Below are 25,232 nucleotides of genomic sequence, written 5' to 3' on the forward strand. Positions count from 1 at the left end.
CAAATGAAAAATAGTGAAATAAAAGCGCTAACGGTAGAACAATTGACGCAAACGATTGCTGAAGAGCAAGATCGTCTTTTAAAGTTAAAGTTTGCTCATGCCGTATCTCCGATCGAAAACCCGATGCGTATTCGCAATACGCGCCGCCTAATAGCTAGGTTGATCACGGAATTGTCGGCTAAAAATAAAGTCGCAAGCGCGTAATAATGGTCAGGAGACCCCAATTGTAAAATAACCGACACAATGGAGGCAGCAGCACAAACAACCGTAGAAAGAAATTTACGCAAAGTCAGAGTTGGCCGCGTAGTAAGCAACAAAATGGAGAAATCTTGCGTTGTCGCGGTAGAGCGTAAAGTAAAGCACCCGAAATACGGTAAGTTTATGAAAAAAACTACCAAATTAATGGTGCATGACGAAAATAATGAGTGTGGAATCGGCGATACAATTCGCGTAATGGAAACACGCCCACTCAGTAAGAATAAGCGTTGGAGATTAGTCGAAATCATTGAAAAAGCGAAATAACAATGGTACAGCAAGAATCAAGACTGTCTGTTGCTGATAATAGTGGAGCGAAAGAAGTACTTGTCATCCGTGTATTGGGTGGTACTGGCAAACGCTACGCATCTATCGGTGATAAAGTTGTGGTGACAGTTAAACAGGCAATTCCTTCGGGCAACATAAAGAAAGGTACAGTTTCTAAGGCCGTTGTTGTTCGTACCAAGAAAGAAATCCGTCGTAAAGATGGTTCTTACATTCGATTCGAGGATAACGCCGTCGTGTTACTCAACAACCAAGACGAACCACGTGGTACCCGTATTTTTGGGCCCGTTGCTCGTGAGTTGCGTGAGAAAAACTTTATGAAAATTGTTTCATTGGCACCTGAAGTATTGTAAGCAATGGAAAGAAAATTCAACAAACAGCCCAAGTTACACATTCGTACTGGAGACTCAGTAGAAGTGATAGCTGGTAACTCAAAAGGCCAGTCGGGCAAAATCACCAAAGTGTTGGTTGAAAAACAGCGTGCGATTGTGGAAGGTGTTAACCTTGTCACAAAACACGTTAAGCCAACTGCCGCGAATCCTCAAGGTGAGCTTAAAAAGATAGAAGGTTCAATTCATATCAGTAACTTGATGTTGATTGACCCAGCTACTGGTAAGCCAACCCGCACAGGACGCAAGCTCAACGAGCAAGGGAAACTACAACGCTATTCAAAAGAATCAGGGAAATTTATCCCAGATCCTTCAAAGTAGTTTTCGTTTGTCACTTATAAATTAACTGTGGGTCGGAAATCCACAAACTAATAATCAAAATGGCAACTACGAGATTAAAAGAGAAATACACGAAGGAAGTCGTTTCTCACTTGCATGAGAAGTTCCAATACAAATCAATTATGCAAGTACCACACCTTGATAAGATTGTTATCAACAAAGGTATTGGTGCTGCTGTATCTGACAAGAAATTGATTGATGCTGGATTGGAAGAAATCACCCTTATTGCAGGTCAGAAGGCAGTTCCAACAATGTCTAAGAAGGCGGTCTCTAACTTTAAGTTACGCGAAAAAATGCCAATTGGCGTGAAAGTAACGCTCCGTGGAGACAAAATGTACGAATTCTTGGATCGTCTAGTAAGCATCGCTTTACCACGTGTTCGTGACTTCCAAGGAATTAGCGACAAAGGCTTTGATGGCCGCGGTAACTACACATTCGGTGTAAAAGAGCAAATTATCTTCCCTGAAATTCAAATTGACAAGGTGAATAAGATTTCAGGTATGGATATTACATTCGTAACCTCTGCAAAGACAGATGAAGAAAGCTACGAATTGTTGAAATCTCTTGGTATGCCCTTTACAAAAGGTAAAAAATAAGAATCCCTTTTTCAACGAAATAAGGAAATGGCGAAAGAATCAGTAAAAGCAAGAGAATTGAAAAAGCAAAAGCTAGTTGCTAAGTATGCTGAAAAGCGTGCTGCTTTGAAAGAAGCTGGTGACTGGGAAGGTTTAGACAAATTGCCTCGTAGTTCATCGGCAGTTCGTTTGCATAACCGTTGCCGCCTTACAGGCCGTCCAAGAGGATACATGCGCAAGTTTGGTATTTGCCGTGTTGTTTTCCGCGAAATGGCTTCTCAAGGAAAAATTCCTGGCGTAACCAAAGCAAGTTGGTAAAAATCGCTTTTGTTTTCAAAATCAATTCCGTAACTTTGCAGCCCTTTTACAGAAGGGAAGCAACAAATCAGTAGAGAAATGATAACCGATCCCATAGCAGACTATCTGACGAGAATCAGAAACGCCATAAGGGCGAAGCACCGGGTTGTGGAAATACCTGCTTCTAACATTAAGAAGGAGATTACTAAGGTACTCTACGATAAAGGCTTTATCCAGAACTACAAGTTCGAGGAGACAGGCCCGCAGGGTACTATTAAGATTGCCTTGAAATACAACCCAGTAACAAAGCAGTCTGCCATTGTTGATTTACAACGTGTAAGTAAGCCAGGACTTCGTAAGTACTCTGGTTCAGCAGAAATGCCACGCGTTTTGAATGGTCTTGGCGTTGCAATTGTATCTACCTCAAAAGGGGTAATGACTGACAAAGAAGCTCGCGTACTTAACGTGGGTGGAGAAGTGCTGTGTTACGTTTACTGATAAAACCTGAAAGAAAATGTCACGTATAGGAAAGAAGCCGATAACGCTACCTGCAAACGTTACAATATCAGTGTCTGACGATAACGTCGTGACCGTTAAAGGGCCTAAAGGCTCATTAACTCGTGATATTGACCGTGATATCAAGGTGGAAGTAGAGGGCAGCGAGTTGACAGTTGTTCGTCCAACTGAGCAAAAACGTCACAAAGCATTGCACGGACTTTACCGTGCACTCATTAATAACATGGTTGTGGGCGTAAGCGAAGGGTATAAAGCACAATTAGAAATTGTTGGGGTAGGTTACAAAGCCTCTGTTAACAATAACATTTTGGAGCTTAGCCTTGGATACTCACACGGTATCTACTTCGCAGTACCTTCAGAAGTGAAGGTGAGCGCAACGATGGAAAAAGGACAAAACCCGAAAGTATTCTTAGAATGTATTGATAAGGAACTACTCGGGCAAATCGCGGCGAAAATTCGTTCGTTCCGCAAGGTTGAACCTTACAAAGGTAAAGGTATTCGTTTTGTGGGTGAGCAAATCAGACGTAAGGCTGGTAAAGCTGCTGCTAAGAAGTAATCAGTAATCTGAAAAAATTGTAAGCAATCATGGCTTCAGTAAAAAGCGAAAGAAGACAGCGCATTAAATACCGGATTCGGAAAAAAGTAGAAGGAACTTCAGAAAAGCCTCGTCTTTCTGTTTTCCGCTCAAACGCTCGTATTTATGCGCAGGTAATTGATGATACAAAAGGTCTAACATTGGTCTCTGCTTCATCTCTTGAACTTGATGCTACAAAAGCGAGTGTCAATGTTGAAGATGCAAAGAATGTAGGTCTTAAATTGGCCGAAAAAGCACTCGCAGCAGGCGTAAGTGCGGTTGTATTTGACCGCAATGGTTATTTGTATCATGGGAAAGTAAAAGCATTGGCAGACGGCGCTCGTGAGGGTGGTCTCAAATTCTAAAAAGATATGTCAAACAGTATCAAACCTTTGAAATACAACGAAGCTGACCTTAAAGAAAAGGTAGTAGCTATCAACCGTGTTGCCAAAGTAGTAAAAGGTGGACGCCGCTTTAGCTTCTCAGCAATTGTAGTCGTTGGAGATGGCAAAGGCGTTGTAGGTTACGGATTAGGAAAAGCTAACGAAGTAACTGACGCCATTGCAAAAGGAATTGAAGACGCGAAGAAAAACCTCGTGCAAGTTCCACTTCTTAAAGGAACAGTTCCTCACGAAATGCACGGAAAATTCAGCGGTGGCTTAGTATTTGTTAAGCCAGCAGCTCCAGGTACTGGAGTTATCGCGGGTGGTGCGATGCGTGCTGTATTAGAAGCCGCAGGTGTACACGACGTATTAGCCAAGTCAAAAGGTTCTTCTAACCCTCACAACGTAGTGAAGGCAACAATTGACGCGCTTCTTAAAATGAGAGCTCCGCACCAAGTTGCATTCCAACGTGGAGTAAAGTTGGCCACAGTGTTTAATGGATAATCTTTTGAGACAATGTCAAAGATAAGAATTACACAAGTTAGAAGTATGATTGGCCGCCCTGGAGACCAAAAACGCACTCTTGCGGCTTTGGGACTTGGCAAAATCAATCGTAGTGTCGAGATTAATGTGAATCCAGCCCTTGAAGGTATGATTCGCAAGGTAGATCATTTAGTGAAAATTGAAGAGATTTAATCCGCGATATAGCAATGAATCTTAGCGCATTGAAACCAGCTTCAGGCTCGGTAAAAACAAAAAAACGTTTGGGTAGAGGTCAAGGTTCAGGAATGGGCGGAACTTCTACACGCGGACACAAAGGGGCCCAGTCTCGTTCGGGATATAGCCAAAAAAGTCACTTTGAAGGTGGACAGATGCCGCTTCAAAGACGAGTACCTAAATTCGGTTTTAAGAATATCAACCGCGTTGAATACAAAGCTCTTAATTTGGATGCAATCCAAGCAGTTGTTGACAAAACAAATGCTACTGTAATCGATATTGAGACACTTTATAGCAATGGCTTGGTATCTAAAACAGACTTAGTAAAAGTGCTTAATCGTGGTGAATTAAAAGCTGCCGTTGAAGTAAAAGTTCATGCTTTTTCTAAGACTGCTGCCGAAGCTATCGAAAAAGCAGGTGGTAAAGCGGTTACATTGTAATCTTGATTCAAAAGATTTTCGTAACTTTGCCTGATTTTTTACACAGGTAAATCTAAAAACGCATGAAACGGTTTATACAGACCTTAAAAAATATCTTTTCAATCGAAGAGCTTAGAAGTAGAATTCTTTATACTCTTCTATTGATCGCGGTCTATCGCCTTGGTTCGTACATCGTACTTCCAGGTATTGATAGTGACAAGCTTGAGGTGAATAATTCAGGTCTTTTAGGCTTATTAGATACCTTCCTCGGTGGTGCATTTACGAAAGCATCTATCTTTGCGCTAGGTATTATGCCTTACATTTCTGCGTCAATTGCCATTCAGTTATTGACAATGGCGTTGCCTTACTTTCAAAAAATGCAGAAAGAAGGAGAGTCTGGACGGAAAAAACTTAATCAGATTACGCGTTTACTAACAATTTTTGTTACCATCGCACAATCGGTAAGTTATTTACAAACAACCATCTCTTCAGAAGCTCTATTGATTGATCGTGCAGCTTTCACCATTTCAGCCGTGTTTATCCTTACTGCAGGAACAATATTCTGTATGTGGTTAGGTGAACGTATCACTGACAAGGGAATTGGAAACGGAACATCAATGTTGATTATGATTGGGATTGTGTCTCGTTTCCCAAAAGCAATTGTTCAGGAAGGTGCTTCACGCGGTAGTGGTGGTTTGTTGATTTTTGTTGCAGAAATTGTTGCTCTTTTTGTAGTGGTAATGTTTGCAGTAGCATTGACTCAAGCAGTACGTCGAGTACCCATTCAGTATGCAAAACAAGTTGTTGGTAATAAAGTAATGGGCGGTCAACGTCAGTACTTACCTTTGAAACTTAACACGTCAGGAGTAATGCCAATCATTTTTGCGCAAGCATTGATGTTTATCCCATCACTAGTGGCTGGTTTGTTTGCAGAGAAAAGTGATGTGGCTAGTTCAATTGCTACAACATTCAACGACTATACGACTTGGCAATACAATGTATTGTTTGCAACTTTGATTATTGTCTTTACTTTCTTTTATACAGCGATTGCTATCAGCCCACAACAAATATCTGATGATATGAAGCGTGGGGGAGGCTTTATCCCAGGAGTAAAACCTGGCATTGCTACATCTGATTTCATTGCTACTGTATTAGACCGAATCACATTGCCAGGAGGAATTTTGTTAGCAGTTGTTGCTATCTTACCATCACTTGCAAGTATGTCAGGTATGACAAGAGAGTTTTCTCAATTCTTTGGTGGAACATCGCTTCTTATCTTAGTAGGTGTTGTACTTGATACATTACAACAAGTAGAAAGCTACTTATTGATGAAGCACTATGAAGGCTTGATGAAGTCAGGGCGCGTGAAAGGACGTACTGAGACTGTAGCTGCCTAATAAAGAAGATGATTTTTCTCAAGTCAGAAGAAGAAGTACTACTCATTAAGGAAAGTGCCCAGCTGTTAGGCAAAGCACATGCAGAAGTAGCCAAATGGATTAAACCAGGAGTGGCCACAAAGCAGCTCGATAAAGTTGCTGATGAGTTTATCAGAGACCATAAAGGACATCCGTCATTTAAAGGTTATAATGGTTTTCCCTCGGCACTTTGTATTTCTTTGAATGATATTGTGGTTCACGGTTTTCCAAGCCAGTACCAACTAAAGGAAGGCGATGTTATTTCGATTGATTGCGGCGTAAAGTTAAATGGGTTTCATAGCGATAGTGCTTATACATATCCGATTGGGAATGTAAGTCCTGAAGTTTCAAACCTCCTTAAAAGAACAAAACAATCGCTTTATTTAGGTATTGAGCAAGCCGTTGAAGGCAAACGAGTAGGAGATATAGGATATGCTGTCCAAACCTATGTTGAAAAGTTTGGATACGGTGTTGTAAGAGAATTAGTAGGGCATGGTGTAGGCCGAAACCTACACGAAGGACCAGAAGTTCCAAATTATGGAAAGAAAGGACAAGGCCCTAGACTAAGAGAAGGAATCGTTATTGCTATCGAACCAATGATTACACTTGGAAAACGTAACGTAGTTCAAGAAAAAGATGGTTGGACGATTAGAACAACGGATAGAAAACCAGCGGCTCATTTTGAACATACAGTATTGGTTCGAAATGGCAAAGCTGAAATTCTTACAACGTTTAAGTATATCGAAGAAGTAACCCAAAATACGACGTTAATGGTAAGCGTCTAATTTTCCTTACCAAAAGAGTATATGGCAAAACAAGGACTCATCGAAGTTGACGGAATAATCGTAGAAGCGCTCTCAAATGCAATGTTTAGAGTACAACTCGAAAACAAGCACGAAGTAATTGCTCACATTTCCGGAAAGATGCGAATGAATTATATCAAGATTTTGCAGGGTGATCGAGTGAAATTAGAGATGTCGCCTTATGACTTATCTAAAGCTCGAATTATCTATCGGTATAAATAAAGGTAACAACTTGATAATAGATAGTAGGGCTTTAAGTAGTTCGTTTTGATTTTGAAAGTCCTATCGTCTAAAATCCAAAATCAAATACAAAAATGAAAGTAAAAGCGTCTATTAAAAAGCGCAGTGCTGAATGTAAAGTGATTCGCCGTAAAGGTAAACTTTACGTGATCAACAAGAAAAATCCCAAGTACAAACAAAGACAAGGATAATTTAAGATATGGCACGTATTGCAGGTGTTGACATTCCAGACAAAAAACGTGGCGAAATCTCGCTTACTTACATCTTCGGAATTGGACGTAGCTCCGCTCGTAGAATTTTGGAAAAAGCTGGAATTAGTTACGACAAAAAAGTAGCTGAATGGTCGGACGAAGAAGCTAATGCTATTCGTGGAATCATTAATGGTGAATTTACTACTGAAGGCGCCCTTCGCTCAGAAGTTCAATTGAGCATCAAGCGCTTGATGGACATCGGTTGTTACCGTGGCTTGCGTCACCGTAAAGGTCTTCCTTTGCGTGGACAAAGAACGAAGAACAATAGCCGTACTCGTAAAGGTAAGCGTAAGACTGTAGCGAATAAGAAGAAGGCTACGAAGTAATTCATAATTGTTAACTGTTGTCCGTTATTTGTTTGAAATAATGAGTAGGATAACAGATAACTGCTAACAGATACCGATTAAAACAATGGCTCAAAATAAGCGTAAGGATAAAGCAAAAAAGCGCGTTGTACAAGTGGAGCAAGTGGGTCAAATTCACATTAAAGCTTCCTTCAACAACATTATCATCTCAGTTACCAATTTGTCTGGTCAAGTTATCTCTTGGGGATCAGCTGGTAAAATGGGCTTTAAAGGCTCAAAGAAAAATACGCCCTATGCTGCCCAAACAGCCGCTCAAAGCTGTGCCCAAGTAGCATATGACCTTGGAATGCGTAAAGCAGAAGTGTTTGTAAAAGGACCAGGTTCTGGACGTGAGTCTGCTATCCGTACCGTACAAAACGTAGGTATTGAAGTGACTACCATCAAGGACATTACTCCACTACCACACAATGGCTGCCGCCCTCCAAAGCGCAGAAGAGTATAATCTTTAAGATTTTATAACACCGTACGAACAATCAGCAATTTGGACACTGGGGTTGCTAGATTGTTCCTACGGTAATTTTTGTGTTTATTCTAAATCAATTCACATGGCACGTTATACAGGTCCGAAATCGAAGATTTCACGTCGTTTTGGTGAGGCTATCCTAGGGCCAAGCAAAGCACTTAGTAAAAAGAATTACCCTCCTGGCCAACACGGCAGAGGGCGTCGTAGCAAGAAGTCAGAATATGCACTTCAATTGCAAGAAAAACAAAAGGTGAAATATACTTACGGTATCTTGGAGCGTCAGTTCCGTAACCTTTTCCACCGTGCAGCAGTACGTGAAGGTATCACAGGTGAAAACTTGCTTAAACTTTGCGAAGCACGTCTTGACAATACAGTATATCGTTTAGGAATTGCTCCTACTCGCCGTGCTGCTCGTCAGTTGGTTACTCACAAACACATCACTATTGATGGCGAAGTCGTAAACGTACCTTCGTACTCGTTGCGCCCAGGCCAAGTAGTTGGCGTTCGTGAGAAATCAAAATCACTTGAAACTATCAACGATAGCATCGTAGCTCGTACAGCTGCTGCAAAACGTTTTAACTGGCTTGAGTGGGATAACGGTTTGATGGTTGGAAAGTTTGTTCAGTACCCAGAACGTGATCAGATTCCTGAAAACGTGAACGAGCAAGCTATCGTCGAATTGTATTCGAAATAGTCTTAAATTATTCTACAAAACCCTTGTGGGGTGGATTACCACGTCAAGGGTTTTGTTTTTGTATGTTTAGAAAAACATACTTTTTTGCGGTTAATAACCGCTCTTCGGACTCTAAAAAAACTGCTAATCCTATGTCTATTTTAGCATTCCAAATGCCTGACAAGGTCGTAATGGAAAAAGCCGACGACTTTCACGGGTTGTTTGAGTTCAAGCCGCTGGAAAAAGGTTTCGGTGTAACAATAGGAAATGCGTTACGTCGTATCCTGCTTTCATCGCTGGAAGGCTACGCTATCATTAGCGTTCGTTTTCCAAGTGTTCTTCATGAATTCTCTTCGATTGAGGGAGTTGTTGAAGATGTTACCGAAATCATCTTGAACCTTAAAATGGTTCGTTTTAAGAAGGTTTCGGAATTGGTTGATAACAAAATCTCGGTAAGTGTGAAAAACCAATCGGTGGTAACAGCTGGCGACATCGCTAAGTTTACTTCATCGTTCCAGGTTTTGAACCCTGACCTCGTTATCTGTCACATCGACGACCAAATGACTTTCGAAATGGAGATTATCCTTGAGAAAGGTCGTGGTTATGTTCCTGCTGACGAACCTCGTACATTGGAATTACCGATTGGTCATATTCCAATTGACGCCATTTACACACCAATCAAAAACGTTAAGTACAGCGTAGAAAATACGCGCGTAGAGCAGAAAACTGACTACGAAAAACTACTTATTGAGGTTACCACTGACGGGTCTATCCACCCAGAAGAAGCCCTCAAAGGCGCTGCTTACATCTTGATTCAACACTTTATGTTGTTCTCTGATCAAACGATGACGTTTGAAACTCAGAAGAATGACGAGGTGAGCGAAGTAGATGAAGAAATGTTGCGTATGCGTAAGTTGTTGAAAACGCCTTTGGCTGACCTCGACTTATCAGTACGTGCTTATAACTGTCTTAAGTCGGCAGACATCAAAACCCTTGGTGATTTGGCAAGACTCGAAGTTGCTGATATGATGAAGTTCCGTAACTTCGGTAAAAAGTCATTGACTGAGTTGGAGCAATTAATTGCTGAGAAAAATTTGACGTTCGGTATGGACGTAGCGAAGTACCGCCTCGACGAAGACTAAAATCTTTCGACCTTTCTCTGAAATGAGAAAGGTCTTTTTATGTATTGTTCAACCGGTTAGTATTCTGAAGCGCGGTTTCCGCAGCTCGAAGCTAATCAAAAACTCAAACTAATGAGACACGGTAAAAAAGACAACCATTTGGGGCGTACCTCCTCACACCGTAGTGCCTTACTACGTAACATGGCTTCGTCATTGATTATCCACAAGCGTATCGAAACTACTTTAGCGAAAGCAAAAGAACTCAAAAAATATGTTGAGCCTCTTTTGACTCGCTCTAAAGAAGATACTACGCACAACCGCCGTATCGTTTTCTCTTACATCCCTGAGAAAGAGGTTGTAAAAGAATTGTTCAGTACTGTTGCTGACAAAATCGCCAACCGTCCTGGAGGTTACACTCGTATCATCAAATTGGGTACTCGTCAAGGTGACGCTGCCGAAGTTTGTATGATTGAGTTAGTTGACTTCAACGAAACGCTTCTTGCTGCGGTTGAAGAAAAAGCAGCAAAAACACGTCGTAGCCGTCGTGGTGGTAAAAAAGCTGAAACTGAAGTAAAAGCTTCTGCACCAGTTGTGGAAGAAGTTGCTGCTGAAACAGCGGAAGTAACTGCTGCTGATGACCTTGAAATCATCGAAGGAATTGGTCCAAAAATCGCAAGCGCGCTTGTCGCGGCGGGTGTAACAACCTTTGCGCAATTGGCAGACTCAACTCCTGAAGCAATTCAAGAAATCGTATCGGCTGCGGGCATCGGCTCTAAGAGCCCTGCCACATGGCCTCAGCAAGCTGCCCTCGCTCGCGATGGTAAATTTGATGAATTGAAAGCTTGGCAAGACGAATTAAACGGAGGCCAAGAATAACTTTTCTCAGAATTAGTTCTATAAAATGAAGAAAAGTTGAAATACTAAAGGGGTTAAACGAAAGTTTAGCCCCTTTTTTTGGAAATTTGCAAAATAAATTATTCAACACCAACTAAAAAATGGGTTCTCAACAACCAGCACTCTTACTTCTCGAAGACGGAACAGCCCTCAGAGGGTTGGCGCTTGGCAAAATTGGTACAATGGGTGGCGAAATTTGCTTCAACACAGGTATGACTGGCTATCAGGAAATTTATACTGATCCTTCGTACTTTGGGCAAATTGTGGTCAATACCAATTCTCACATTGGTAACTACGGTGTACAGTTGGACAGCGAGGAAGAATCAAGTTCTGTAAAAATTAGCGGGATGGTTTGTAACTCTTTCTCGCGTATTTATTCTCGCAAAACAGCTGACTTTTCGCTCCAAACGTATTTTGAAAAAGCAAATATCGTTGGAATTAGCGAAGTGGATACCCGCCAATTGGTACGTCACGTTCGCCAACAAGGGGTAATGAACGCAATCATTTCGTCCGAAATCTTGGACGAAAAAACACTCATGGAGCACTTAAAAGAAGTGCCTAACATGGCAGGTTTGGAGTTGTCGTCGGTAGTTTCTACTAAAGTTCCTTACTTTATGGGAGATGAAACAACGGCTCAGTACCGAATCGCGGTGATGGATTATGGTATCAAAAAAAGTATCCTTTTGAACATGACTCAGCGCGGCTGCTATTGCAAGGTGTTCCCAGCTAAAACTCCTTTTGAAGAAGTGATGGCATGGAATCCTGACGGTTTCTTTATCTCAAATGGCCCAGGCGATCCGTCGTCAATGCCGTATGCTGTCGAAACAGTTCAGAAGTTTTTGGGTACCAACAAACCCATTTTTGGAATTTGTTTGGGTCACCAAATCTTAGCGTTGGCAAGTGGAATTTCTACTTACAAAATGCACCACGGCCACCGAGGATTGAACCACCCCGTGAAAAACTTCCAAACTGGACTTTGTGAGATTACTTCACAGAACCACGGTTTTGCGGTAAGCCCAGAGGAAATCGAAGCGCATCCTGATGTTGAAGTAACGCACATCAACCTCAATGACAAAACCATTGAAGGTATTAAGCGAAAAGATAAGCCTGCATTTTCAGTACAGTATCACCCTGAAGCATCGCCAGGCCCGCACGATTCACGCTATTTGTTCGACAACTTTATTGAGTTGTTTAAAGCATAAAAAATCTAAGTAATATTCAAAAAACTCCCCAAGTATTTGGGGAGTTTTTTGCTTTAAAAGGCTTTTGTAAAGTGTTGACTTTTACCAGTTCACTCCTAAACACGTTTTACTTTATGAAAGCTAATCGCCGAAGTTTTATTCAGACGCTGGGGCTTAGTGCTGCAACTGCGGGGGTAAGTGTCCCACTTGCTTCCAATGCACAACCTACCAGCGTCCAGTCAAAAGAAGACGAACAAATTTTGTTTGTTGGCGATAACATCGCTGTCACAAATACAGCCTATGGTCGAGTCAGAGGGTTTATTTTGCGAGGTATTCATACATTTTTAGGCATTCCGTACGGCGCAGATACCTCAGGAGCAAATCGGTTTATGCCACCTCAAAAACCAACGTCTTGGACAGAAGTGCGTCCAGCCGTTTGGTGGGGAAACACAGCACCCCAAATCATGGAAAAGCGGTATGCTGACCAATATGCCTCATTTGTGGATCATTGGAACTACGACGATGTAAGCGAAGATTGCCTTCGGATAAACGTCTGGACGCCTGCTTTAGATACCAAAAAACGCCCAGTCGTTGTATGGCTGCACGGCGGTGGATTTGTTAATGGCAACGGCATTGAACAAGACGGGTACCATGGGGAGAACTTGAGTCGAATGGGCGATGTGGTATTCTGTTCACTCAACCACCGACTTGGGGCATTAGGTTTTACCAGTATCGCGGGAGTAGGAGGTGAAAAATTTGCTGCTTCAGGTAATGTTGGTATGTTGGATATTGTTGCAGCTCTCGAATGGGTACGAGACAATATCGCTAATTTTGGAGGAGATGCCTCTAACGTTACTATCATTGGTCAATCGGGTGGTGGGGCAAAAGTTTGTACACTGATGGCAATGCCGTCGGCTAAAGGGCTGTTTCATAAAGCGGTAGCATTGAGTGGGTCATCATTAGGAGGTGTAAACAAAGAATACGCCGAAAAATTGGGAGCAATGGTACTCAAAGAAGCAGGGCTAGGCTCGAATGAAATTGATAAATTACAACAAATACCATGGCGGGAGTACATAGATATTGCCAATCGTGCCGTAGCCAAAATGGCAGACGAAGCAAAGCGATTGAACCTAACGCGAGGAGGGTTTAGTCCAGTAGCAGATGGGACGTTTTTGTCGGCGACGCCTTTTTATAGCGATTCGGCGCACTTTTCAGCCGATATTCCGATGATTATCTCCACAACTTTCAACGAGCAGTCGCCGAGTAGGGTTGATTCCGCACTCGAAAAAGTATCGATGAATGATGTCAAAGAAAAATTGAAAGTGCGTTTTGGCGAAAAATCTGGAGAAGTAGCAGATGCTTATTCAAAGACATTCCCTGATAAAAAGCCAGTCGAAATTTGGTCGATGATATTAAGTAATCGTAAGAATGCAATTGCGACTGCCGATGCCAAAGTAAAACAAAAAGCGCCTGTTTACGTAGCTTGGTTTGGGTGGCAACCACCTCTCTTTGATGGAAGAATGCGGGCTTTCCACTGCGACGATATTTGTTTTTGGTTTTATAATACTGATTTGATGCTCACGCACACGGGTGGGGGAGCGCGCCCGAGGCGACTTTCAGAGAAAATGGCCAAATCGTTTGTCAATTTTGCACGGACAGGAAACCCCAACGGAGGTGGGTTGCCCAATTGGCCACAATACACCACTGGAAAAGGGGAAACAATGATTCTTGATGATGCACCAGTGGTGAAAAATGACCCCGATCGTGACGCAAGAAAGTCGTTAGCATAACCTGCTATCGCAGGGTATTTTTGGCCGCACCTACGCTTTTGTGGGTGCGGCTTTTGCCTAATTTTATATTCCTTAACCTCACATGAAAAATTACCTTTATACCTTATCCATCATTGTTGCGGCAACACTTGCCCTATTTTTCCCTCAAACTTTTACCCAAATTGGGGATTTTCAATTAAAAACCCTCATTGTCCCGCTCTTGCAGATCATCATGTTTGGCATGGGAACGACGATGAGCCCAAAAGACTTTGAAGCGGTTGTAAAATCTCCCAAGAGTGTCATCATTGGCCTTGTTTGTCAATTCACCATTATGCCCTTGGTAGGTTATACTTTGGCCGTAAGCTTCGATTTCCCTGCTGAAATTGCAGCGGGAATAATTCTAATTGGTTGTTCTCCGAGCGGTTTAGCCTCCAACGTAATGGCGTACATCGCCAAGGCGAATGTGGCCTTATCGCTGACCATTACTTCTTGTGCAACCCTGATGGCTCCCGTACTGACACCTCTTTTAATGAAATTATTGGGCGGGTCATTTATAGAAATTGATTTTATGAAGATGATGATTGAAATCCTAAAAATTATCATCTTGCCCATTGGTGTTGGGTTGGCCGTGAATAAAATCTTTAGAAACCAAACCGCGTTTCTAAACAAATACATGCCTTTGGTTTCTATGGCAGGAATTGCCGTTATTATTTGTATCATTACGGCTGCGGGGCGGGATAGTTTGTTGAAGGTAGGTGGAATACTCATTGTGTGTACATTGATTCATAATTTGGCTGGCTATGTCTTGGGTTATTGGGGCGCGAGATTATTGAAACTTCCTGAACAAGATTGCCGAACAGTCGCCATTGAAGTGGGGTTGCAAAATGGAGGTTTGGCCTCAGGAATTGCCCTACAAATGGGGAAAGTAGCAACAGTAGGGTTGGCACCAGCATTGTTTGGCCCAATTATGAACATTACAGGGTCATTATTGGCGAGTTGGTGGAGTAAAAAGCCAACCGAATAAGTAGGTAGAACTAAGAAGCGAATACATGAAAGAAAAAGAATTTAGTGGCCAAGTGGCGATTGTAACGGGTGCTGGCCAAGGAATTGGCTTAGAAATAGCCCGTCAGTTGGCAGAACGGGGCGCAGCGGTTGTGCTAAACGACCTCGATAAAACATTGTCGGACGAAGGAGCGCTTTCCATTCAGCAGCAAGGAGGAAACTGTATCAGTTATCCAGGAAATGCCGCTGACGTTGACTTTGTCCAAGCAATGGTATCCGAGGCTGTGAAGGTTTTTGGTAAGCTGACGACAGTCGTGGCAAATGCAGGTATAACTACGTTTGGCGATTTTTTTGAGTATCGCCCAGAATCGCTTCAGCAGCTCTTGGATTTGAACATCAGGGGTAGTTTCTTCCTAACCCAAGCGGCGGCGCGCCAGATGCGCCTACAAGGGCAAGGAGGGCGGGTGTTGTTGATGTCGTCGGTAACAGGCCACCAAGCGCACCAATTTTTGGCCGCTTATGGCATGACCAAAGCAGCCCTCGAAATGCTGGCGAAGAGCTTGGTGGTGGAGCTTTCACCTTACGGAATTACCATTAATGCCGTAGCGCCAGGCGCTACAATGACGGAGCGCACTGCCGAAGATCCAGCATATAACCAAACTTGGAGTAAAATTACGCCCATGGGGCGTCCTGCAACCGTGCAAGATATTGCCAATGCGGCACTGTTTCTTGTCTCGCCAGGGGCAGGCCACGTGACTGGGCAGTCGTTGGTTGTAGATGGAGGCTGGACGTCGGTGAGCCCGTCGCCTTATCATTCGTAGCCTTCACGATGGACACAAAAAAAGGAGCTGTTTTCGCAGCTCCTTTTTTTGTGTGGTAAAAAAACGAAGAAGAATTATCTCTTTCCGTATTTTCTAAGGAATTTGTCAACACGACCAGCCGTGTCAATCAATGTATTTTTACCAGTGTAAAACGGGTGTGACTGAGAAGTTACCTCGGCCTTGAACACAGGGTAAGTTTTTCCTTCAAACTCGATAGTGTCTTTTGTTGGGGCGCAAGAACGTGTTACGAACTTGTCATCAGTTGCTAAATCCCAAAATACGATTTCTCTGTAATCTGGATGAATTCCTTTTTTCATTTCTGTATCAGCGCTTTATGATGTTACGATGCTTTGTTTCAAAACGGGACGCAAAGATAGTAACTTTTTGAAAATCAAAAAAGTATCCTCCCAAAGAAGTTTGGTAAAAATATTTATATTGCATCAAACGAATGTAAAGTATGACAAATTCGAGTGTACATTATCGTGCATGTAATCTTTGCGAGGCCATTTGCGGTCTTGAAATCCACTACACGGGTCATCAAGTGGTTTCGATAGCAGGAGATAAAAGCGATCCATTTAGCCGTGGACACGTTTGCCCCAAGGCCGTGGCATTGAAAGATATTTATGAAGATACCAATCGTTTAAAGAGACCCGTGCGCCGAACCGCTACTGGATGGGAGGAAATAACATGGGAGGAAGCTTTGGAGGAAGTCGCGGCCCGTTTGGGACAAATTCAGGCAAGTGATGGGCCTGATGCAGTGGCCATGTATGCGGGAAATCCATCGGTGCATAATTCTGGAACGTATTTGGCGGGAACGAACTTAATGAGGGCTCTGAAGACAAAAAATATCTTTTCTGCAACTTCAGCCGACCAATTGCCCCACCATTTTGCAGCTTGGCAGCAGTTTGGCCATCCTTTTTTATTACCCATTCCCGACATTGACCGTACTGATTTTTGGTTGATTTTGGGAGCCAATCCCCTTGCTTCCAATGGAAGCTTGATGACTGCGCCTGACGTGGAAAATCGTTTGAAAGCGGTTCAGCAACGGGGTGGAAAAGTGGTGGTCGTTGACCCGCGTTATACCGAAACTGCCGCCAAGGCCGACGCCCATTACTTCATCCGTCCTGCTACTGATGTATTTTTGTTGTTGGCCATCTTGCAGGTAATTTTTGAGGAACAACTCGAAACAGTACCAGTCTATGTCGATGGCTTAGACGAGTTGAAACAGATAGTGGCAGCATTCTCCCCAGAAGAGGTAACTGACCGTACGGGTATCGCAACAGCAGACATTCGACAGTTGGCTAGGGAGTTTGCCAATACCCCATCGGCGGTTGCGTATGGGAGAATTGGGTTGTCAACCCAAGCTTTTGGCGGCGCTTGTCAATGGTTGGTGAATGCCCTCAACTGTGTCACTGGAAACCTTGATAAAGCGGGTGGAGCCATGTTTACCCAGCCTGCCATGGATATTTTAGCGGCCTCCAAAGGTGAGTACAACAAATACAACCGTTACCAAAGTCGGGTACGTGGCTTGCCTGAGTTCATGGGTGAACTTCCCGTTTCGACCTTGGCAGAAGAAATTTTGACGGAAGGTGAGGGACAAATAAAAGCGCTGATTACGAGCTGCGGGAACCCAATTCTTTCGACGCCAAACGGGCAGCAGTTGGATCGGGCCTTTGAGACCTTGGAATTTATGGTTTCCATCGACATCTATATCAACGAAACAACCCGCCACGCCCACCTCATTTTGCCCCCTGCGACAGGCTTAGAAGTGGCTCATTATGACTTGACTTTTAATGCCTTGGCCATCCGAAATGTAGCACGATGGTCGGAGCCGTTATTTGCCAAAGAAACAGGTACGAAATATGATTGGGAGGTTTTTCAGGAACTGACAGCTCGTTTGACGGGTCATTATTCGTCCTCGTTTACTCCCGAAGACCCGCACACAAAAGTTGATTTAGCCCTGCGTTTTGGAAAATATAAATTGAGTTTAGATGCACTTCGGCAACACCCGCACGGTTTGGATTTGGGAGCTTTAGAATCCTGTTTACCCGCACGTTTGCAGACTTCAAATAAAAAAGTTTGGTTGGCGCCACCGTTATTGGTTAAAGACGTAGAAAGAATCAAAAAAGCGTTGGCACAACCTCCGTCTTCAGATTTTGATTTACTGCTTATCAATCGACGCCACGTTCGAGATAACAATTCGTGGATGCACAATTCGGAACGCTTGGTGAAGGGACGTAACCGTTGTACTCTATTGATGCACCCGCAGGATGCCCAACAACGAGGGATTAAAACGGGAAGCGAAGTCGAGGTGGTGTCACGCGTGGGTAAGGTTAAGGTAGAAGTCGAACTTACCGAAAAAATGATGCTGGGAGTGGTGAGTTTGCCGCACGGCTATGGGCATGGGCGCGACGGAGTTAGGCTGAATGTGGCGCAGTCCCACGCAGGAGTTAGTGTAAATGATTTGACAGATGACCAGGTACTAGATGACTTGACGGGGAATTCAGTATTTGGAGGCGTGCCAGTCCGTGTACAAAACTGCTATGATTTGCGGAGTTTTGTATAACTTCAAGCCCCATTTTCACGTTTTAAAAAGAAAAATCGCTTCATCATGCACTTCCGTTTTTACTTGATTTTCTGTGTATTGGCACTGATTGGGTCAACTATGTATGCCCAGCGCTTGCCACTTTACTCGACCGAACAGCAGCAAAAGATTAGGAATGTACGGCAATCAATTGATAATCAATACCGATTAGCGGCGGCTGAGTTGCAGCAACTAGCAAAGAAGAATAATTGGGTAGAACGACAGTCCTTTCCCGATGGGTCGGTGATGATTCTGGCAGGGGTAAGCGAAACGGGGCAACCTTTGTATGATATTACCACCACCAACGTTGGTGCTGCCCTGACAACCCGCACAAATACACTTTATAACGATGGCGGCCTTGGACTAAATTTGACAGGAGGAAGTGCTCCGATGAAAGACCGTTTGGCAATATGGGACGGTGGACAGGTACTGGGAACGCACACCGAACTGGCAGGGCGGGTGACGCAGGTAGATAATGTTACAACGGCGGATGCCCACGCTACGCACGTCAGTGGAACCATGATAGCAACGGGTGTAAATCCTCGGGCGAAGGGGATGTCGAACGCGGCGACGCTTCTAGCGCATGATTTTAGTAATGATACCCCAGAAATGATCAATTTAGCTCCTGAGCTCTTGATTTCTAACCATTCTTATGGAACAGTGGCAGGTTGGCGTTATAATTCAGCGCGCCCTGGAACCGATGTGAACCGTAAATGGGAATGGTACGGCGATTCAACGGTAAATGAGCAAAACGACTATAAAATGGGATTCTACGACACCCGCGCGCGTGAGTGGGATCGTGTTGCTTATAACGCGCCCTATTATTTAATTGTCAATGCCGCAGGAAATTCAAGGGGCTCGAATGGTCCTCCTGCTGGAACGCCGTATTTTTTGGGAGGCTCAACTCGGACAAGTACCATCCAACGCGCCAATCAGGATGGATACGATTTAATTTCGACCTACGGGAATGCTAAAAATATCCTGACAGTGGGTGCCGTGAGTGTATTAAGCAACGGATATAACCAACTTTCAGACCCTCGAATTTCAAGCTTTAGTAGTTGGGGGCCAACTGACGATGGGCGAATCAAACCCGATATTGTAGGTGTAGGAGTGAGTGTTTTCTCGACAACGTCCACGTCCAATAACGCTTATACAGTGCTCAGTGGAACCTCAATGGCATCGCCAAACGTATCAGGGTCGTTGTTTTTGTTACAGGAACTTTATCAGCAGCAAAACAAGAAATTTATGCGTTCGTCAACGCTGAAAGGCTTGGCAATTCATACCGCCGACGATGCGGGTAATCCTGGCCCTGACTATCAATACGGCTGGGGGCTTTTGAATATGAAGCAAGCTGCTGAAGTGATACTGAACCGTGATTTGAACCATTTATTAGCCGAACGTACATTGGCAATCAATGAAACTTATACCACGCAAGTAATTGCATCGGGACGTGGCTCATTGGTAGCTACCATTTGCTGGACGGATCCCGAATCCCTAGCGACCAGTGTATCGGCGGCGAATTTCAACAACCGAACGCCTAAATTGATCAATGACCTAGACATACGTGTGAGTGACGGAACGACGGAGTCGCTGCCGTGGATACTAGACCCTAATCAGCCGTCGGCGAATGCAACGCAGGGAGATAATATTCGGGATAACGTCGAGCAAATACGTATTGTCAATCCCGTTCCTGGGCGTACTTATACAATCACCGTAAAGCACAAAGGAGCCACGTTAACCAATACATCTCAGGCTTATGCCTTGATTGTAAGTGGAATTGGAGGGAAGGTATTTTGCGAATCGAAGGCAGGTTCAAACGCAGATACCAAAATTGCCCAAGTGACATTCGGAAATATGGTTCAAGCAGGAAAAGATGGCTGCCAAGAATACAGCGATTTTACAACGCAAGTGGTCGCTGTGGCGGCAGGACAAACGTTGCCATTGGAAGTGAAACTAACAACCTGTGGAGGCGATTTTGACAAAGTAGTAAAGGCATTTGTGGATTGGAATGGCGACGGTGATTTTGACGATCTCAATGAAAATGTAGCAACATCGGATGTACTAAAAGGCAATGCGACGTTCAAAGCGGATGTAAAAGTGCCTTCTGGGTTAGTTGTAGGGAATTTGGCACGTGTACGGATTGTATGCGTCGAAACCAATGTCCCTTCGTCGGTGGTGGCGTGCGGGGTTTATGCCAAGGGCGAAACGCAAGAATACCTAGTCCGTTATATTCGTCCAACTCGGGATGTATCCTTGGCGTCGTTGGTAACTCCAGAAAATAATTTTTGTGGTAACCAACTGAAAAATATCACCGTACAAGTGAGAAATGTAGGTACCGAAACGCAACAAAATATCCCCGTTTCGGTGCAAGTGCGGGATGCTTCTGGGGCATTGGTTGGAACAATAAACGGAGCTGTTAATCAAGCGGTTGCTCCTTTTTCAACGGCTACGATGACACTCTCCGATGCACTGTTAGGGAAATTGGTGTCTGGTCAAAATTACCAGTTTATTTGTCGTACTAACCTTGAAAATGACCAAGATACGGCCAATAACGTTCTTCGTGAGGTTCGGACTGTTGCCACCGTGCCAACGGTTACTTCGGCTACAGCGACTTACTGCGATGCGGATCCGTTATCCTTGATTTCGCGGGATTCGGGCACGGCTTTTTGGTACGATAGTCCCACGGAAGCAAAGCCATTTGCGATTGGAAATTTTGCGAGTAGTTCGTTGAAAGTCCCCAATGGAATATTTTATGTAGCGTTAAATGACTTCACTGGGAATGTAGGTCCTGCGTCTAAGTCGCTTCACGGAGGAGGGTCTTATGCGGGAAATTTTGGACCTGCGCCGTTGATTAAAACTGAAGTGCCCTTGATTCTTGAAAGTGCCCGATTATACACGGCTACGCCAGGGCGATTGACTTTTACCGTCATGGGGCTGGACGACCGATTTGTGTCGAGTACGACCATAGACGTGACGGCCAGCCGAAATCCCAATGTACCGAATACGGGCGCACCTGCGGGGCAATATGCGGATGACCCTTCGGACGAAGGAAAAGTGTACCCACTCAATCTGTCGATTCCGCAAGCGGGGAATTATAAAATCACCATTGAATACGAAAACGGCGCTACGATTTACCGTAGCAATGTTGGTGTCACGGGTTTTCCGTATAGTATTCCTGGGGTGATTGCGTTGCGCGGAGCGCTGTTTGCCCAAAACAATACCGTGGATACCCTTACCAATGCGTATTATTATTTGTACGATTTGAAAGTTAAATCATTTGGCTGTCCGAGTGAAAGAGTGGCAATTACCGCCAAAACCGCTACTAAGTCCACTCCAAGCATTAGTTTTGACGGGGCCGCGAGTATTTGTGAAGGTAGTTCGCTTACCCTGAAAGCACCAGTAAATGCGGGGATTTATCAGTGGTATTTCAACAGTCAGCCAGTGAGCGGAGCTGTAGGTAACAGTTTGGAAGCAATACAGGCGGGTAATTATGCGGTCAGCACTTCGGTAAATAATTGTTTACCAACGTTATCGACGCCCGTTGCCTTGACTACCCGTAAGCCCGAGAAGCCTACCATCACCGTTGTGGACGGAATTACGCTTCGTTCTAATGCGACGACAAGCAATCAATGGTTGATTAATGGCTTGCCAATCCCTGGAGCAACGTCGGCTACATTTACGGCGTTTCAAACGGGTAGTTATTCCGTAAGGGCTAATGTGAGCGGCTGTGGCGAAGTGGTATCGGATGAAGTTAGAATTACAATTACAGCTTTAGACGATAACGCTGCATCGACCGTTGCAGCCTCTAGGGTGTATCCCAATCCTGCGCACGCGTTTTTGGTATGTGAATACGCGCCGTCGACCAATACCAAACCGATGGCCATTCGAGCAACGCTCTACGACCTAAGCGGCCGAATGGTAGGGCAACAGCAAATGGAAAAATTTGAAAAAACATTTCGGACGCAGTTTAACGTAACTTCTTTGCAAAGCGGTACGTTTTTTGCTATATTCGAAGAGGAGGGTACACCAATGCGCGTTGTGCATACGATACAGAAGCTTTAGAGCGCGCGCTGTACTTGAAAGGAATGGCAATTATTTTACCCCTTACACTATTATTTTTTTTTACTCGGCTGATAAACAGGTGTTTTATGGTACTCTGTTTATCAGCCGCTACTTTCTTCGTTGGCGCCCAAGCGCCAGTTGTACCACTTTTGAAGAACGATTCTGTCTCCCATTTCTTCATCAACAGCCTTCAACAACGCTATACCCAAAATCGTCAATGGGCGCTCAAAAATGCAAAAAAGAAGGGTTGGTTTACTAGCAAAAAATATGCCAACGGACGAATTTTGACTTTACAAGGAGTGGACGCAGTCGGCGAACCTGTCTATTATACCAGCCATAATGTCGTCGCTTCGATGGGAACACATACCACGGGGCTTTACGTTGGTGGAGCGCTTGGTGTGGACTTAAAAGGTGATTTGCCTGAGCTCGACGGACGTCTTTGTATTTGGGATGGCGGCTTGCCGCGATTGTCTCACGTCGAATTTGGAGGTAGAGTTCGCCTGAAAGACCAAAGTACGGTCTTGAGTGATCATGCCACGCATTTGTCAGGAACGATGGCTGCCGCAGGGGTCAATCCGCAGGTGAAAGGAATGGCCTACGGGGCAAAGTTGGACGTTTGGGACTATAACAATGATTTGGTAGAAATGGCGCAAGAAGCGCCCCGAATGCTCATTTCAAATCATGCTTATGGCCCTGTGGTGGGTTGGGTTTTTAACGAAAATCGCCCAGGAACCAACCCCAACCTTAAATGGGAATGGTGGGGAAATACGTCAATTAGTGCAACAGAAGATTATCGTTTTGGGTTTTATGACGACAAAGCCCGCGATTTAGACCAACTGGCCGCAAACAGCCCCTATTATTTAATCGTAAAATCGGCCGATAACAAACATGCCGAAACGGGGCCACCTATTGGATCTCCCTATTTTTTGAGAAATACTAGCCAAACCAGTTTGCTAGAACGCAGCCGCAATGATGGCTATGACGCTATTCCGTCGGAAGCGAATGCTAAAAATATTTTAACGGTGGGTGGAGCAGCTATTCAACTGCAAGGAACGACTATCACTGATTTTAAAGTGGCTGATTTTAGTGGCTGGGGGCCTACGGACGACGGGCGTATTAAACCCGATTTGCTAGGGGTTGGGAGTAATATTATTTCTTCAATTGCCTCCTCAAATAATGCCTATGCGACCCTGTCGGGGACTTCTACCGCCAGCGCCAATGTATCAGGGTCATTGATTTTGTTACAAGAGCTGTTTTATCGTCGTCGAAATTATTTTATGCGTTCGGCTACGTTGAAAGGCTTGGTACTTCACACTGCAAGTACCCCAAAAGGGAAAGTGGGGCCAAGTTATGAGTACGGATGGGGCTTGCTGAACGCCGAAAAAGCCGCGCAGGTAGTGCTTAATACGGTGAATCGACACGTATTGTTGGAAAGTACGTTGAAACAAAATGAAACTTACCAACAAAAAGTCATCGCCGCAGGTACCGAACCGCTGGTAGTAACGCTTTCATGGACTGACCCTGAAGGAACTGCGACGGGTATTACCACCCAAAATGTCGATAGTCCTTCGTTGAAATTAATCAATGATTTGGACGTTCGGCTGACCGACGAAACAGGAACAACCTACTTCCCTTGGGTGCTCGATCCTACCAAGCCCACTCAGGCAGCCACGGGCGGAGACAACATTCGGGACAATGTGGAGCAGGTACTCATTCTGACTCCTCCGACGGGGAAGGTTTATACCGTGACCGTACGGCATAAACGTACCTTGAAAAATAACGGACAACCCTACACCCTGATTATGAGCGGGGTAAAGCCGCAAGACTGTGCGGCAGCAGTGCAAATGCTGAAAGGACAAGACACGACTATTTGTAGTAGCAATAAAGTACAGCTGCAAGTGCAGGGTGACAACGCCATCACTTATCAATGGCTGAAAGATGGAAATGTGATTGGCACCACCACCACGCCTTCGTACGAAATTACGCAAGCAGGAGTGTATAGTGTAAAAGCCATTGGGTACCAGTGTTCGGCACAATCGAAAACAATATCGGTCGCCGTCACCAATGTCAATGCCAAAATAACCCCAGAAGGTACCGCCACTATTTGCGCGGGTACGCCTATTTTACTGACTGCCAGTGCGGGTTCGGGGTATAGATATCAATGGCGTCGGGATGGAGAAAATATTGCTGGCGCAACCAGCTCGACCCTCAACCCTACCGAAGCAGGGAATTACAGTGTGGTGATTACGGCAGGGCGCTGTGTGGTCACAACCCCGTCCACCCAACTTGTTTCTTCGCTACAGCGTCCTGTAATTTCAACCAATAGCGGGACAATTATTCCGCCGAGTGGAAGTATTCGTCTTACAACGAGTACAGGAGAAGGAATGACGTATCGCTGGTTTTTGAATGGTACGGTGATTCCTACCGCAACAGGGCCACGATTGGTTGCAACCCTCGCAGGAAAATATAGCGTAGAAATTACCCAGCGAGGATGTTCGATTGCGTCAAAAATACTTGAACTCACCAACACCCAATACGCGCCCAATAGCCCGATTACGAACAGCCCACCCGAAATTTTAATCTTAAAAGAAAAGCTCTCGCTGTATCCAAATCCCGTGGTCGATGCGTTGACGGTGGCGTACGAATCGGACAATACGTACGATTTAACGGCCGAAATCATCACCAACGATGGCCGAACGCTCGCGCAAAAGCTTCTTTATGACAATGGAAGCGTTTTCTTGAACCAGTTTGATGTATCAGAATTGCCTACTGGGCAGTATTTTATTCGGGTAAGCGACGGGCGACGGGTGATTGCAAAGCCTTTTATTAAGCACTAACA

29 protein-coding genes are annotated in these 25,232 nt (G+C 44.4%); 28 read left to right on the plus strand and 1 reads right to left on the minus strand.

Annotated elements, in window-relative coordinates; genetic code table 11:
- Positions 1 to 3 precede the first annotated feature (3 nt).
- From rpmC to K339_RS0110945, 25 genes are all read left to right on the plus strand, one after another.
- The gene (rpmC, locus tag K339_RS0110825) at positions 4 to 204 is read left to right on the plus strand and encodes a 50S ribosomal protein L29 (protein ID WP_028523590.1); all 201 of its coding nucleotides are present in this window, start codon (positions 4 to 6) and stop codon (positions 202 to 204) included.
- 39 nt (positions 205 to 243) lie between these two features.
- On the plus strand, positions 244 to 522 hold the full coding sequence (rpsQ, locus tag K339_RS0110830) for a 30S ribosomal protein S17 (protein WP_028523591.1): 279 nt from the start codon (positions 244 to 246) through the stop codon (positions 520 to 522).
- Between the two features lie 2 nt (positions 523 to 524).
- Entirely contained in the window at positions 525 to 893 is a 369-nt protein-coding gene (gene rplN, locus K339_RS0110835; protein ID WP_028523592.1) for a 50S ribosomal protein L14, read from the plus strand.
- A gap of 3 nt (positions 894 to 896) precedes the next feature.
- Positions 897 to 1,250, plus strand: coding sequence for a 50S ribosomal protein L24 (gene rplX / locus K339_RS0110840; RefSeq protein WP_028523593.1), 354 nt, complete (start codon positions 897 to 899; stop codon positions 1,248 to 1,250).
- Positions 1,251 to 1,309: 59 nt separating this feature from the next.
- The gene (gene rplE / locus K339_RS0110845; RefSeq protein ID WP_028523594.1) at positions 1,310 to 1,864 is read left to right on the plus strand and encodes a 50S ribosomal protein L5; all 555 of its coding nucleotides are present in this window, start codon (positions 1,310 to 1,312) and stop codon (positions 1,862 to 1,864) included.
- A gap of 27 nt (positions 1,865 to 1,891) precedes the next feature.
- On the plus strand, positions 1,892 to 2,161 hold the full coding sequence (rpsN, locus tag K339_RS0110850; RefSeq protein ID WP_028523595.1) for a 30S ribosomal protein S14: 270 nt from the start codon (positions 1,892 to 1,894) through the stop codon (positions 2,159 to 2,161).
- 78 nt (positions 2,162 to 2,239) lie between these two features.
- A complete protein-coding gene (rpsH, locus tag K339_RS0110855; RefSeq protein WP_037300144.1) occupies positions 2,240 to 2,638 on the plus strand; it encodes a 30S ribosomal protein S8 in 399 nt (132 codons plus the stop codon).
- A gap of 16 nt (positions 2,639 to 2,654) precedes the next feature.
- Positions 2,655 to 3,212, plus strand: coding sequence for a 50S ribosomal protein L6 (rplF, locus tag K339_RS0110860; RefSeq protein ID WP_028523597.1), 558 nt, complete (start codon positions 2,655 to 2,657; stop codon positions 3,210 to 3,212).
- A gap of 29 nt (positions 3,213 to 3,241) precedes the next feature.
- Positions 3,242 to 3,595, plus strand: a complete 354-nt coding sequence (rplR, locus tag K339_RS0110865; RefSeq protein WP_028523598.1) for a 50S ribosomal protein L18 — start codon at positions 3,242 to 3,244, stop codon at positions 3,593 to 3,595.
- A 6-nt stretch (positions 3,596 to 3,601) separates the two neighbouring features.
- On the plus strand, positions 3,602 to 4,117 hold the full coding sequence (gene rpsE, locus K339_RS0110870) for a 30S ribosomal protein S5 (protein WP_028523599.1): 516 nt from the start codon (positions 3,602 to 3,604) through the stop codon (positions 4,115 to 4,117).
- A 12-nt stretch (positions 4,118 to 4,129) separates the two neighbouring features.
- Entirely contained in the window at positions 4,130 to 4,309 is a 180-nt protein-coding gene (gene rpmD / locus K339_RS0110875; protein WP_028523600.1) for a 50S ribosomal protein L30, read from the plus strand.
- Between the two features lie 14 nt (positions 4,310 to 4,323).
- Positions 4,324 to 4,770 (plus strand): 50S ribosomal protein L15, encoded by a 447-nt coding sequence (gene rplO / locus K339_RS0110880; RefSeq protein ID WP_028523601.1) that lies wholly within the window; start codon positions 4,324 to 4,326, stop codon positions 4,768 to 4,770.
- Positions 4,771 to 4,832: 62 nt separating this feature from the next.
- Positions 4,833 to 6,146 (plus strand): preprotein translocase subunit SecY, encoded by a 1,314-nt coding sequence (gene secY, locus K339_RS0110885; RefSeq protein ID WP_028523602.1) that lies wholly within the window; start codon positions 4,833 to 4,835, stop codon positions 6,144 to 6,146.
- A gap of 8 nt (positions 6,147 to 6,154) precedes the next feature.
- Entirely contained in the window at positions 6,155 to 6,949 is a 795-nt protein-coding gene (gene map, locus K339_RS0110890) for a type I methionyl aminopeptidase (protein WP_028523603.1), read from the plus strand.
- Between the two features lie 21 nt (positions 6,950 to 6,970).
- Positions 6,971 to 7,189, plus strand: a complete 219-nt coding sequence (gene infA, locus K339_RS0110895; protein ID WP_013927416.1) for a translation initiation factor IF-1 — start codon at positions 6,971 to 6,973, stop codon at positions 7,187 to 7,189.
- A gap of 92 nt (positions 7,190 to 7,281) precedes the next feature.
- Complete coding sequence (gene rpmJ, locus K339_RS0110900; RefSeq protein ID WP_028523604.1) at positions 7,282 to 7,398, plus strand: 50S ribosomal protein L36; 117 nt, start codon at positions 7,282 to 7,284, stop codon at positions 7,396 to 7,398.
- An 8-nt stretch (positions 7,399 to 7,406) separates the two neighbouring features.
- Entirely contained in the window at positions 7,407 to 7,784 is a 378-nt protein-coding gene (rpsM, locus tag K339_RS0110905; protein WP_028523605.1) for a 30S ribosomal protein S13, read from the plus strand.
- 85 nt (positions 7,785 to 7,869) lie between these two features.
- The gene (gene rpsK, locus K339_RS0110910; RefSeq protein ID WP_028523606.1) at positions 7,870 to 8,265 is read left to right on the plus strand and encodes a 30S ribosomal protein S11; all 396 of its coding nucleotides are present in this window, start codon (positions 7,870 to 7,872) and stop codon (positions 8,263 to 8,265) included.
- A gap of 103 nt (positions 8,266 to 8,368) precedes the next feature.
- Positions 8,369 to 8,980, plus strand: coding sequence for a 30S ribosomal protein S4 (gene rpsD / locus K339_RS0110915; protein ID WP_028523607.1), 612 nt, complete (start codon positions 8,369 to 8,371; stop codon positions 8,978 to 8,980).
- A gap of 131 nt (positions 8,981 to 9,111) precedes the next feature.
- A complete protein-coding gene (locus tag K339_RS0110920) occupies positions 9,112 to 10,101 on the plus strand; it encodes a DNA-directed RNA polymerase subunit alpha (RefSeq protein ID WP_028523608.1) in 990 nt (329 codons plus the stop codon).
- Positions 10,102 to 10,212: 111 nt separating this feature from the next.
- Positions 10,213 to 10,956: a 50S ribosomal protein L17 gene (rplQ, locus tag K339_RS0110925; protein ID WP_028523609.1), complete on the plus strand. Its 744-nt coding sequence runs from the start codon at positions 10,213 to 10,215 to the stop codon at positions 10,954 to 10,956.
- 119 nt (positions 10,957 to 11,075) lie between these two features.
- Positions 11,076 to 12,176: a glutamine-hydrolyzing carbamoyl-phosphate synthase small subunit gene (gene carA, locus K339_RS0110930; RefSeq protein ID WP_028523610.1), complete on the plus strand. Its 1,101-nt coding sequence runs from the start codon at positions 11,076 to 11,078 to the stop codon at positions 12,174 to 12,176.
- 113 nt (positions 12,177 to 12,289) lie between these two features.
- Positions 12,290 to 13,945, plus strand: a complete 1,656-nt coding sequence (locus tag K339_RS0110935) for a carboxylesterase/lipase family protein (RefSeq protein WP_028523611.1) — start codon at positions 12,290 to 12,292, stop codon at positions 13,943 to 13,945.
- An 82-nt stretch (positions 13,946 to 14,027) separates the two neighbouring features.
- Complete coding sequence (locus K339_RS0110940) at positions 14,028 to 14,948, plus strand: bile acid:sodium symporter family protein (protein ID WP_028523612.1); 921 nt, start codon at positions 14,028 to 14,030, stop codon at positions 14,946 to 14,948.
- A 25-nt stretch (positions 14,949 to 14,973) separates the two neighbouring features.
- A complete protein-coding gene (locus tag K339_RS0110945) occupies positions 14,974 to 15,747 on the plus strand; it encodes an SDR family NAD(P)-dependent oxidoreductase (RefSeq protein WP_028523613.1) in 774 nt (257 codons plus the stop codon).
- A 74-nt stretch (positions 15,748 to 15,821) separates the two neighbouring features.
- Here K339_RS0110945 and K339_RS33370 read toward each other — a convergent pair whose 3' ends face one another.
- On the minus strand, positions 15,822 to 16,064 hold the full coding sequence (locus K339_RS33370; RefSeq protein ID WP_037300150.1) for a type B 50S ribosomal protein L31: 243 nt from the start codon (positions 16,062 to 16,064) through the stop codon (positions 15,822 to 15,824).
- Positions 16,065 to 16,204: 140 nt separating this feature from the next.
- Between K339_RS33370 and K339_RS0110955 the strand changes: the two genes are divergently transcribed.
- From K339_RS0110955 to K339_RS33380, 3 genes are all read left to right on the plus strand, one after another.
- Positions 16,205 to 18,313 carry a molybdopterin oxidoreductase family protein gene (locus K339_RS0110955; protein WP_028523614.1) on the plus strand — a complete coding sequence of 703 codons (2,109 nt, stop codon included), beginning with the start codon at positions 16,205 to 16,207 and terminating at the stop codon, positions 18,311 to 18,313.
- A 45-nt stretch (positions 18,314 to 18,358) separates the two neighbouring features.
- Positions 18,359 to 22,393, plus strand: coding sequence for a S8 family serine peptidase (locus K339_RS33375; protein WP_037300153.1), 4,035 nt, complete (start codon positions 18,359 to 18,361; stop codon positions 22,391 to 22,393).
- 86 nt (positions 22,394 to 22,479) lie between these two features.
- Complete coding sequence (locus tag K339_RS33380; RefSeq protein WP_051397944.1) at positions 22,480 to 25,230, plus strand: S8 family serine peptidase; 2,751 nt, start codon at positions 22,480 to 22,482, stop codon at positions 25,228 to 25,230.
- The last annotated feature ends 2 nt before the right edge of the window (positions 25,231 to 25,232 follow it).

This window comes from Runella limosa DSM 17973 (assembly GCF_000482465.1).
GTDB lineage: Bacteria > Bacteroidota > Bacteroidia > Cytophagales > Spirosomataceae > Runella > Runella limosa.

What these genes read in the sequence shown, in the direction of transcription:
- rpmC (WP_028523590.1), top strand. Translation starts at nt 4, where the DNA reads ATGAAAAATAGTGAAATAAAAGCGCTAACGGTAGAACAATTGACGCAA.
- rpsQ (WP_028523591.1), top strand. Translation starts at nt 244, where the DNA reads ATGGAGGCAGCAGCACAAACAACCGTAGAAAGAAATTTACGCAAAGTC.
- rplN (WP_028523592.1), top strand. Translation starts at nt 525, where the DNA reads ATGGTACAGCAAGAATCAAGACTGTCTGTTGCTGATAATAGTGGAGCG.
- rplX (WP_028523593.1), top strand. Translation starts at nt 897, where the DNA reads ATGGAAAGAAAATTCAACAAACAGCCCAAGTTACACATTCGTACTGGA.
- rplE (WP_028523594.1), top strand. Translation starts at nt 1,310, where the DNA reads ATGGCAACTACGAGATTAAAAGAGAAATACACGAAGGAAGTCGTTTCT.
- rpsN (WP_028523595.1), top strand. Translation starts at nt 1,892, where the DNA reads ATGGCGAAAGAATCAGTAAAAGCAAGAGAATTGAAAAAGCAAAAGCTA.
- rpsH (WP_037300144.1), top strand. Translation starts at nt 2,240, where the DNA reads ATGATAACCGATCCCATAGCAGACTATCTGACGAGAATCAGAAACGCC.
- rplF (WP_028523597.1), top strand. Translation starts at nt 2,655, where the DNA reads ATGTCACGTATAGGAAAGAAGCCGATAACGCTACCTGCAAACGTTACA.
- rplR (WP_028523598.1), top strand. Translation starts at nt 3,242, where the DNA reads ATGGCTTCAGTAAAAAGCGAAAGAAGACAGCGCATTAAATACCGGATT.
- rpsE (WP_028523599.1), top strand. Translation starts at nt 3,602, where the DNA reads ATGTCAAACAGTATCAAACCTTTGAAATACAACGAAGCTGACCTTAAA.
- rpmD (WP_028523600.1), top strand. Translation starts at nt 4,130, where the DNA reads ATGTCAAAGATAAGAATTACACAAGTTAGAAGTATGATTGGCCGCCCT.
- rplO (WP_028523601.1), top strand. Translation starts at nt 4,324, where the DNA reads ATGAATCTTAGCGCATTGAAACCAGCTTCAGGCTCGGTAAAAACAAAA.
- secY (WP_028523602.1), top strand. Translation starts at nt 4,833, where the DNA reads ATGAAACGGTTTATACAGACCTTAAAAAATATCTTTTCAATCGAAGAG.
- map (WP_028523603.1), top strand. Translation starts at nt 6,155, where the DNA reads ATGATTTTTCTCAAGTCAGAAGAAGAAGTACTACTCATTAAGGAAAGT.
- infA (WP_013927416.1), top strand. Translation starts at nt 6,971, where the DNA reads ATGGCAAAACAAGGACTCATCGAAGTTGACGGAATAATCGTAGAAGCG.
- rpmJ (WP_028523604.1), top strand. Translation starts at nt 7,282, where the DNA reads ATGAAAGTAAAAGCGTCTATTAAAAAGCGCAGTGCTGAATGTAAAGTG.
- rpsM (WP_028523605.1), top strand. Translation starts at nt 7,407, where the DNA reads ATGGCACGTATTGCAGGTGTTGACATTCCAGACAAAAAACGTGGCGAA.
- rpsK (WP_028523606.1), top strand. Translation starts at nt 7,870, where the DNA reads ATGGCTCAAAATAAGCGTAAGGATAAAGCAAAAAAGCGCGTTGTACAA.
- rpsD (WP_028523607.1), top strand. Translation starts at nt 8,369, where the DNA reads ATGGCACGTTATACAGGTCCGAAATCGAAGATTTCACGTCGTTTTGGT.
- K339_RS0110920 (WP_028523608.1), top strand. Translation starts at nt 9,112, where the DNA reads ATGTCTATTTTAGCATTCCAAATGCCTGACAAGGTCGTAATGGAAAAA.
- rplQ (WP_028523609.1), top strand. Translation starts at nt 10,213, where the DNA reads ATGAGACACGGTAAAAAAGACAACCATTTGGGGCGTACCTCCTCACAC.
- carA (WP_028523610.1), top strand. Translation starts at nt 11,076, where the DNA reads ATGGGTTCTCAACAACCAGCACTCTTACTTCTCGAAGACGGAACAGCC.
- K339_RS0110935 (WP_028523611.1), top strand. Translation starts at nt 12,290, where the DNA reads ATGAAAGCTAATCGCCGAAGTTTTATTCAGACGCTGGGGCTTAGTGCT.
- K339_RS0110940 (WP_028523612.1), top strand. Translation starts at nt 14,028, where the DNA reads ATGAAAAATTACCTTTATACCTTATCCATCATTGTTGCGGCAACACTT.
- K339_RS0110945 (WP_028523613.1), top strand. Translation starts at nt 14,974, where the DNA reads ATGAAAGAAAAAGAATTTAGTGGCCAAGTGGCGATTGTAACGGGTGCT.
- K339_RS33370 (WP_037300150.1), bottom strand. Translation starts at nt 16,064, where the DNA reads ATGAAAAAAGGAATTCATCCAGATTACAGAGAAATCGTATTTTGGGAT.
- K339_RS0110955 (WP_028523614.1), top strand. Translation starts at nt 16,205, where the DNA reads ATGACAAATTCGAGTGTACATTATCGTGCATGTAATCTTTGCGAGGCC.
- K339_RS33375 (WP_037300153.1), top strand. Translation starts at nt 18,359, where the DNA reads ATGCACTTCCGTTTTTACTTGATTTTCTGTGTATTGGCACTGATTGGG.
- K339_RS33380 (WP_051397944.1), top strand. Translation starts at nt 22,480, where the DNA reads ATGGTACTCTGTTTATCAGCCGCTACTTTCTTCGTTGGCGCCCAAGCG.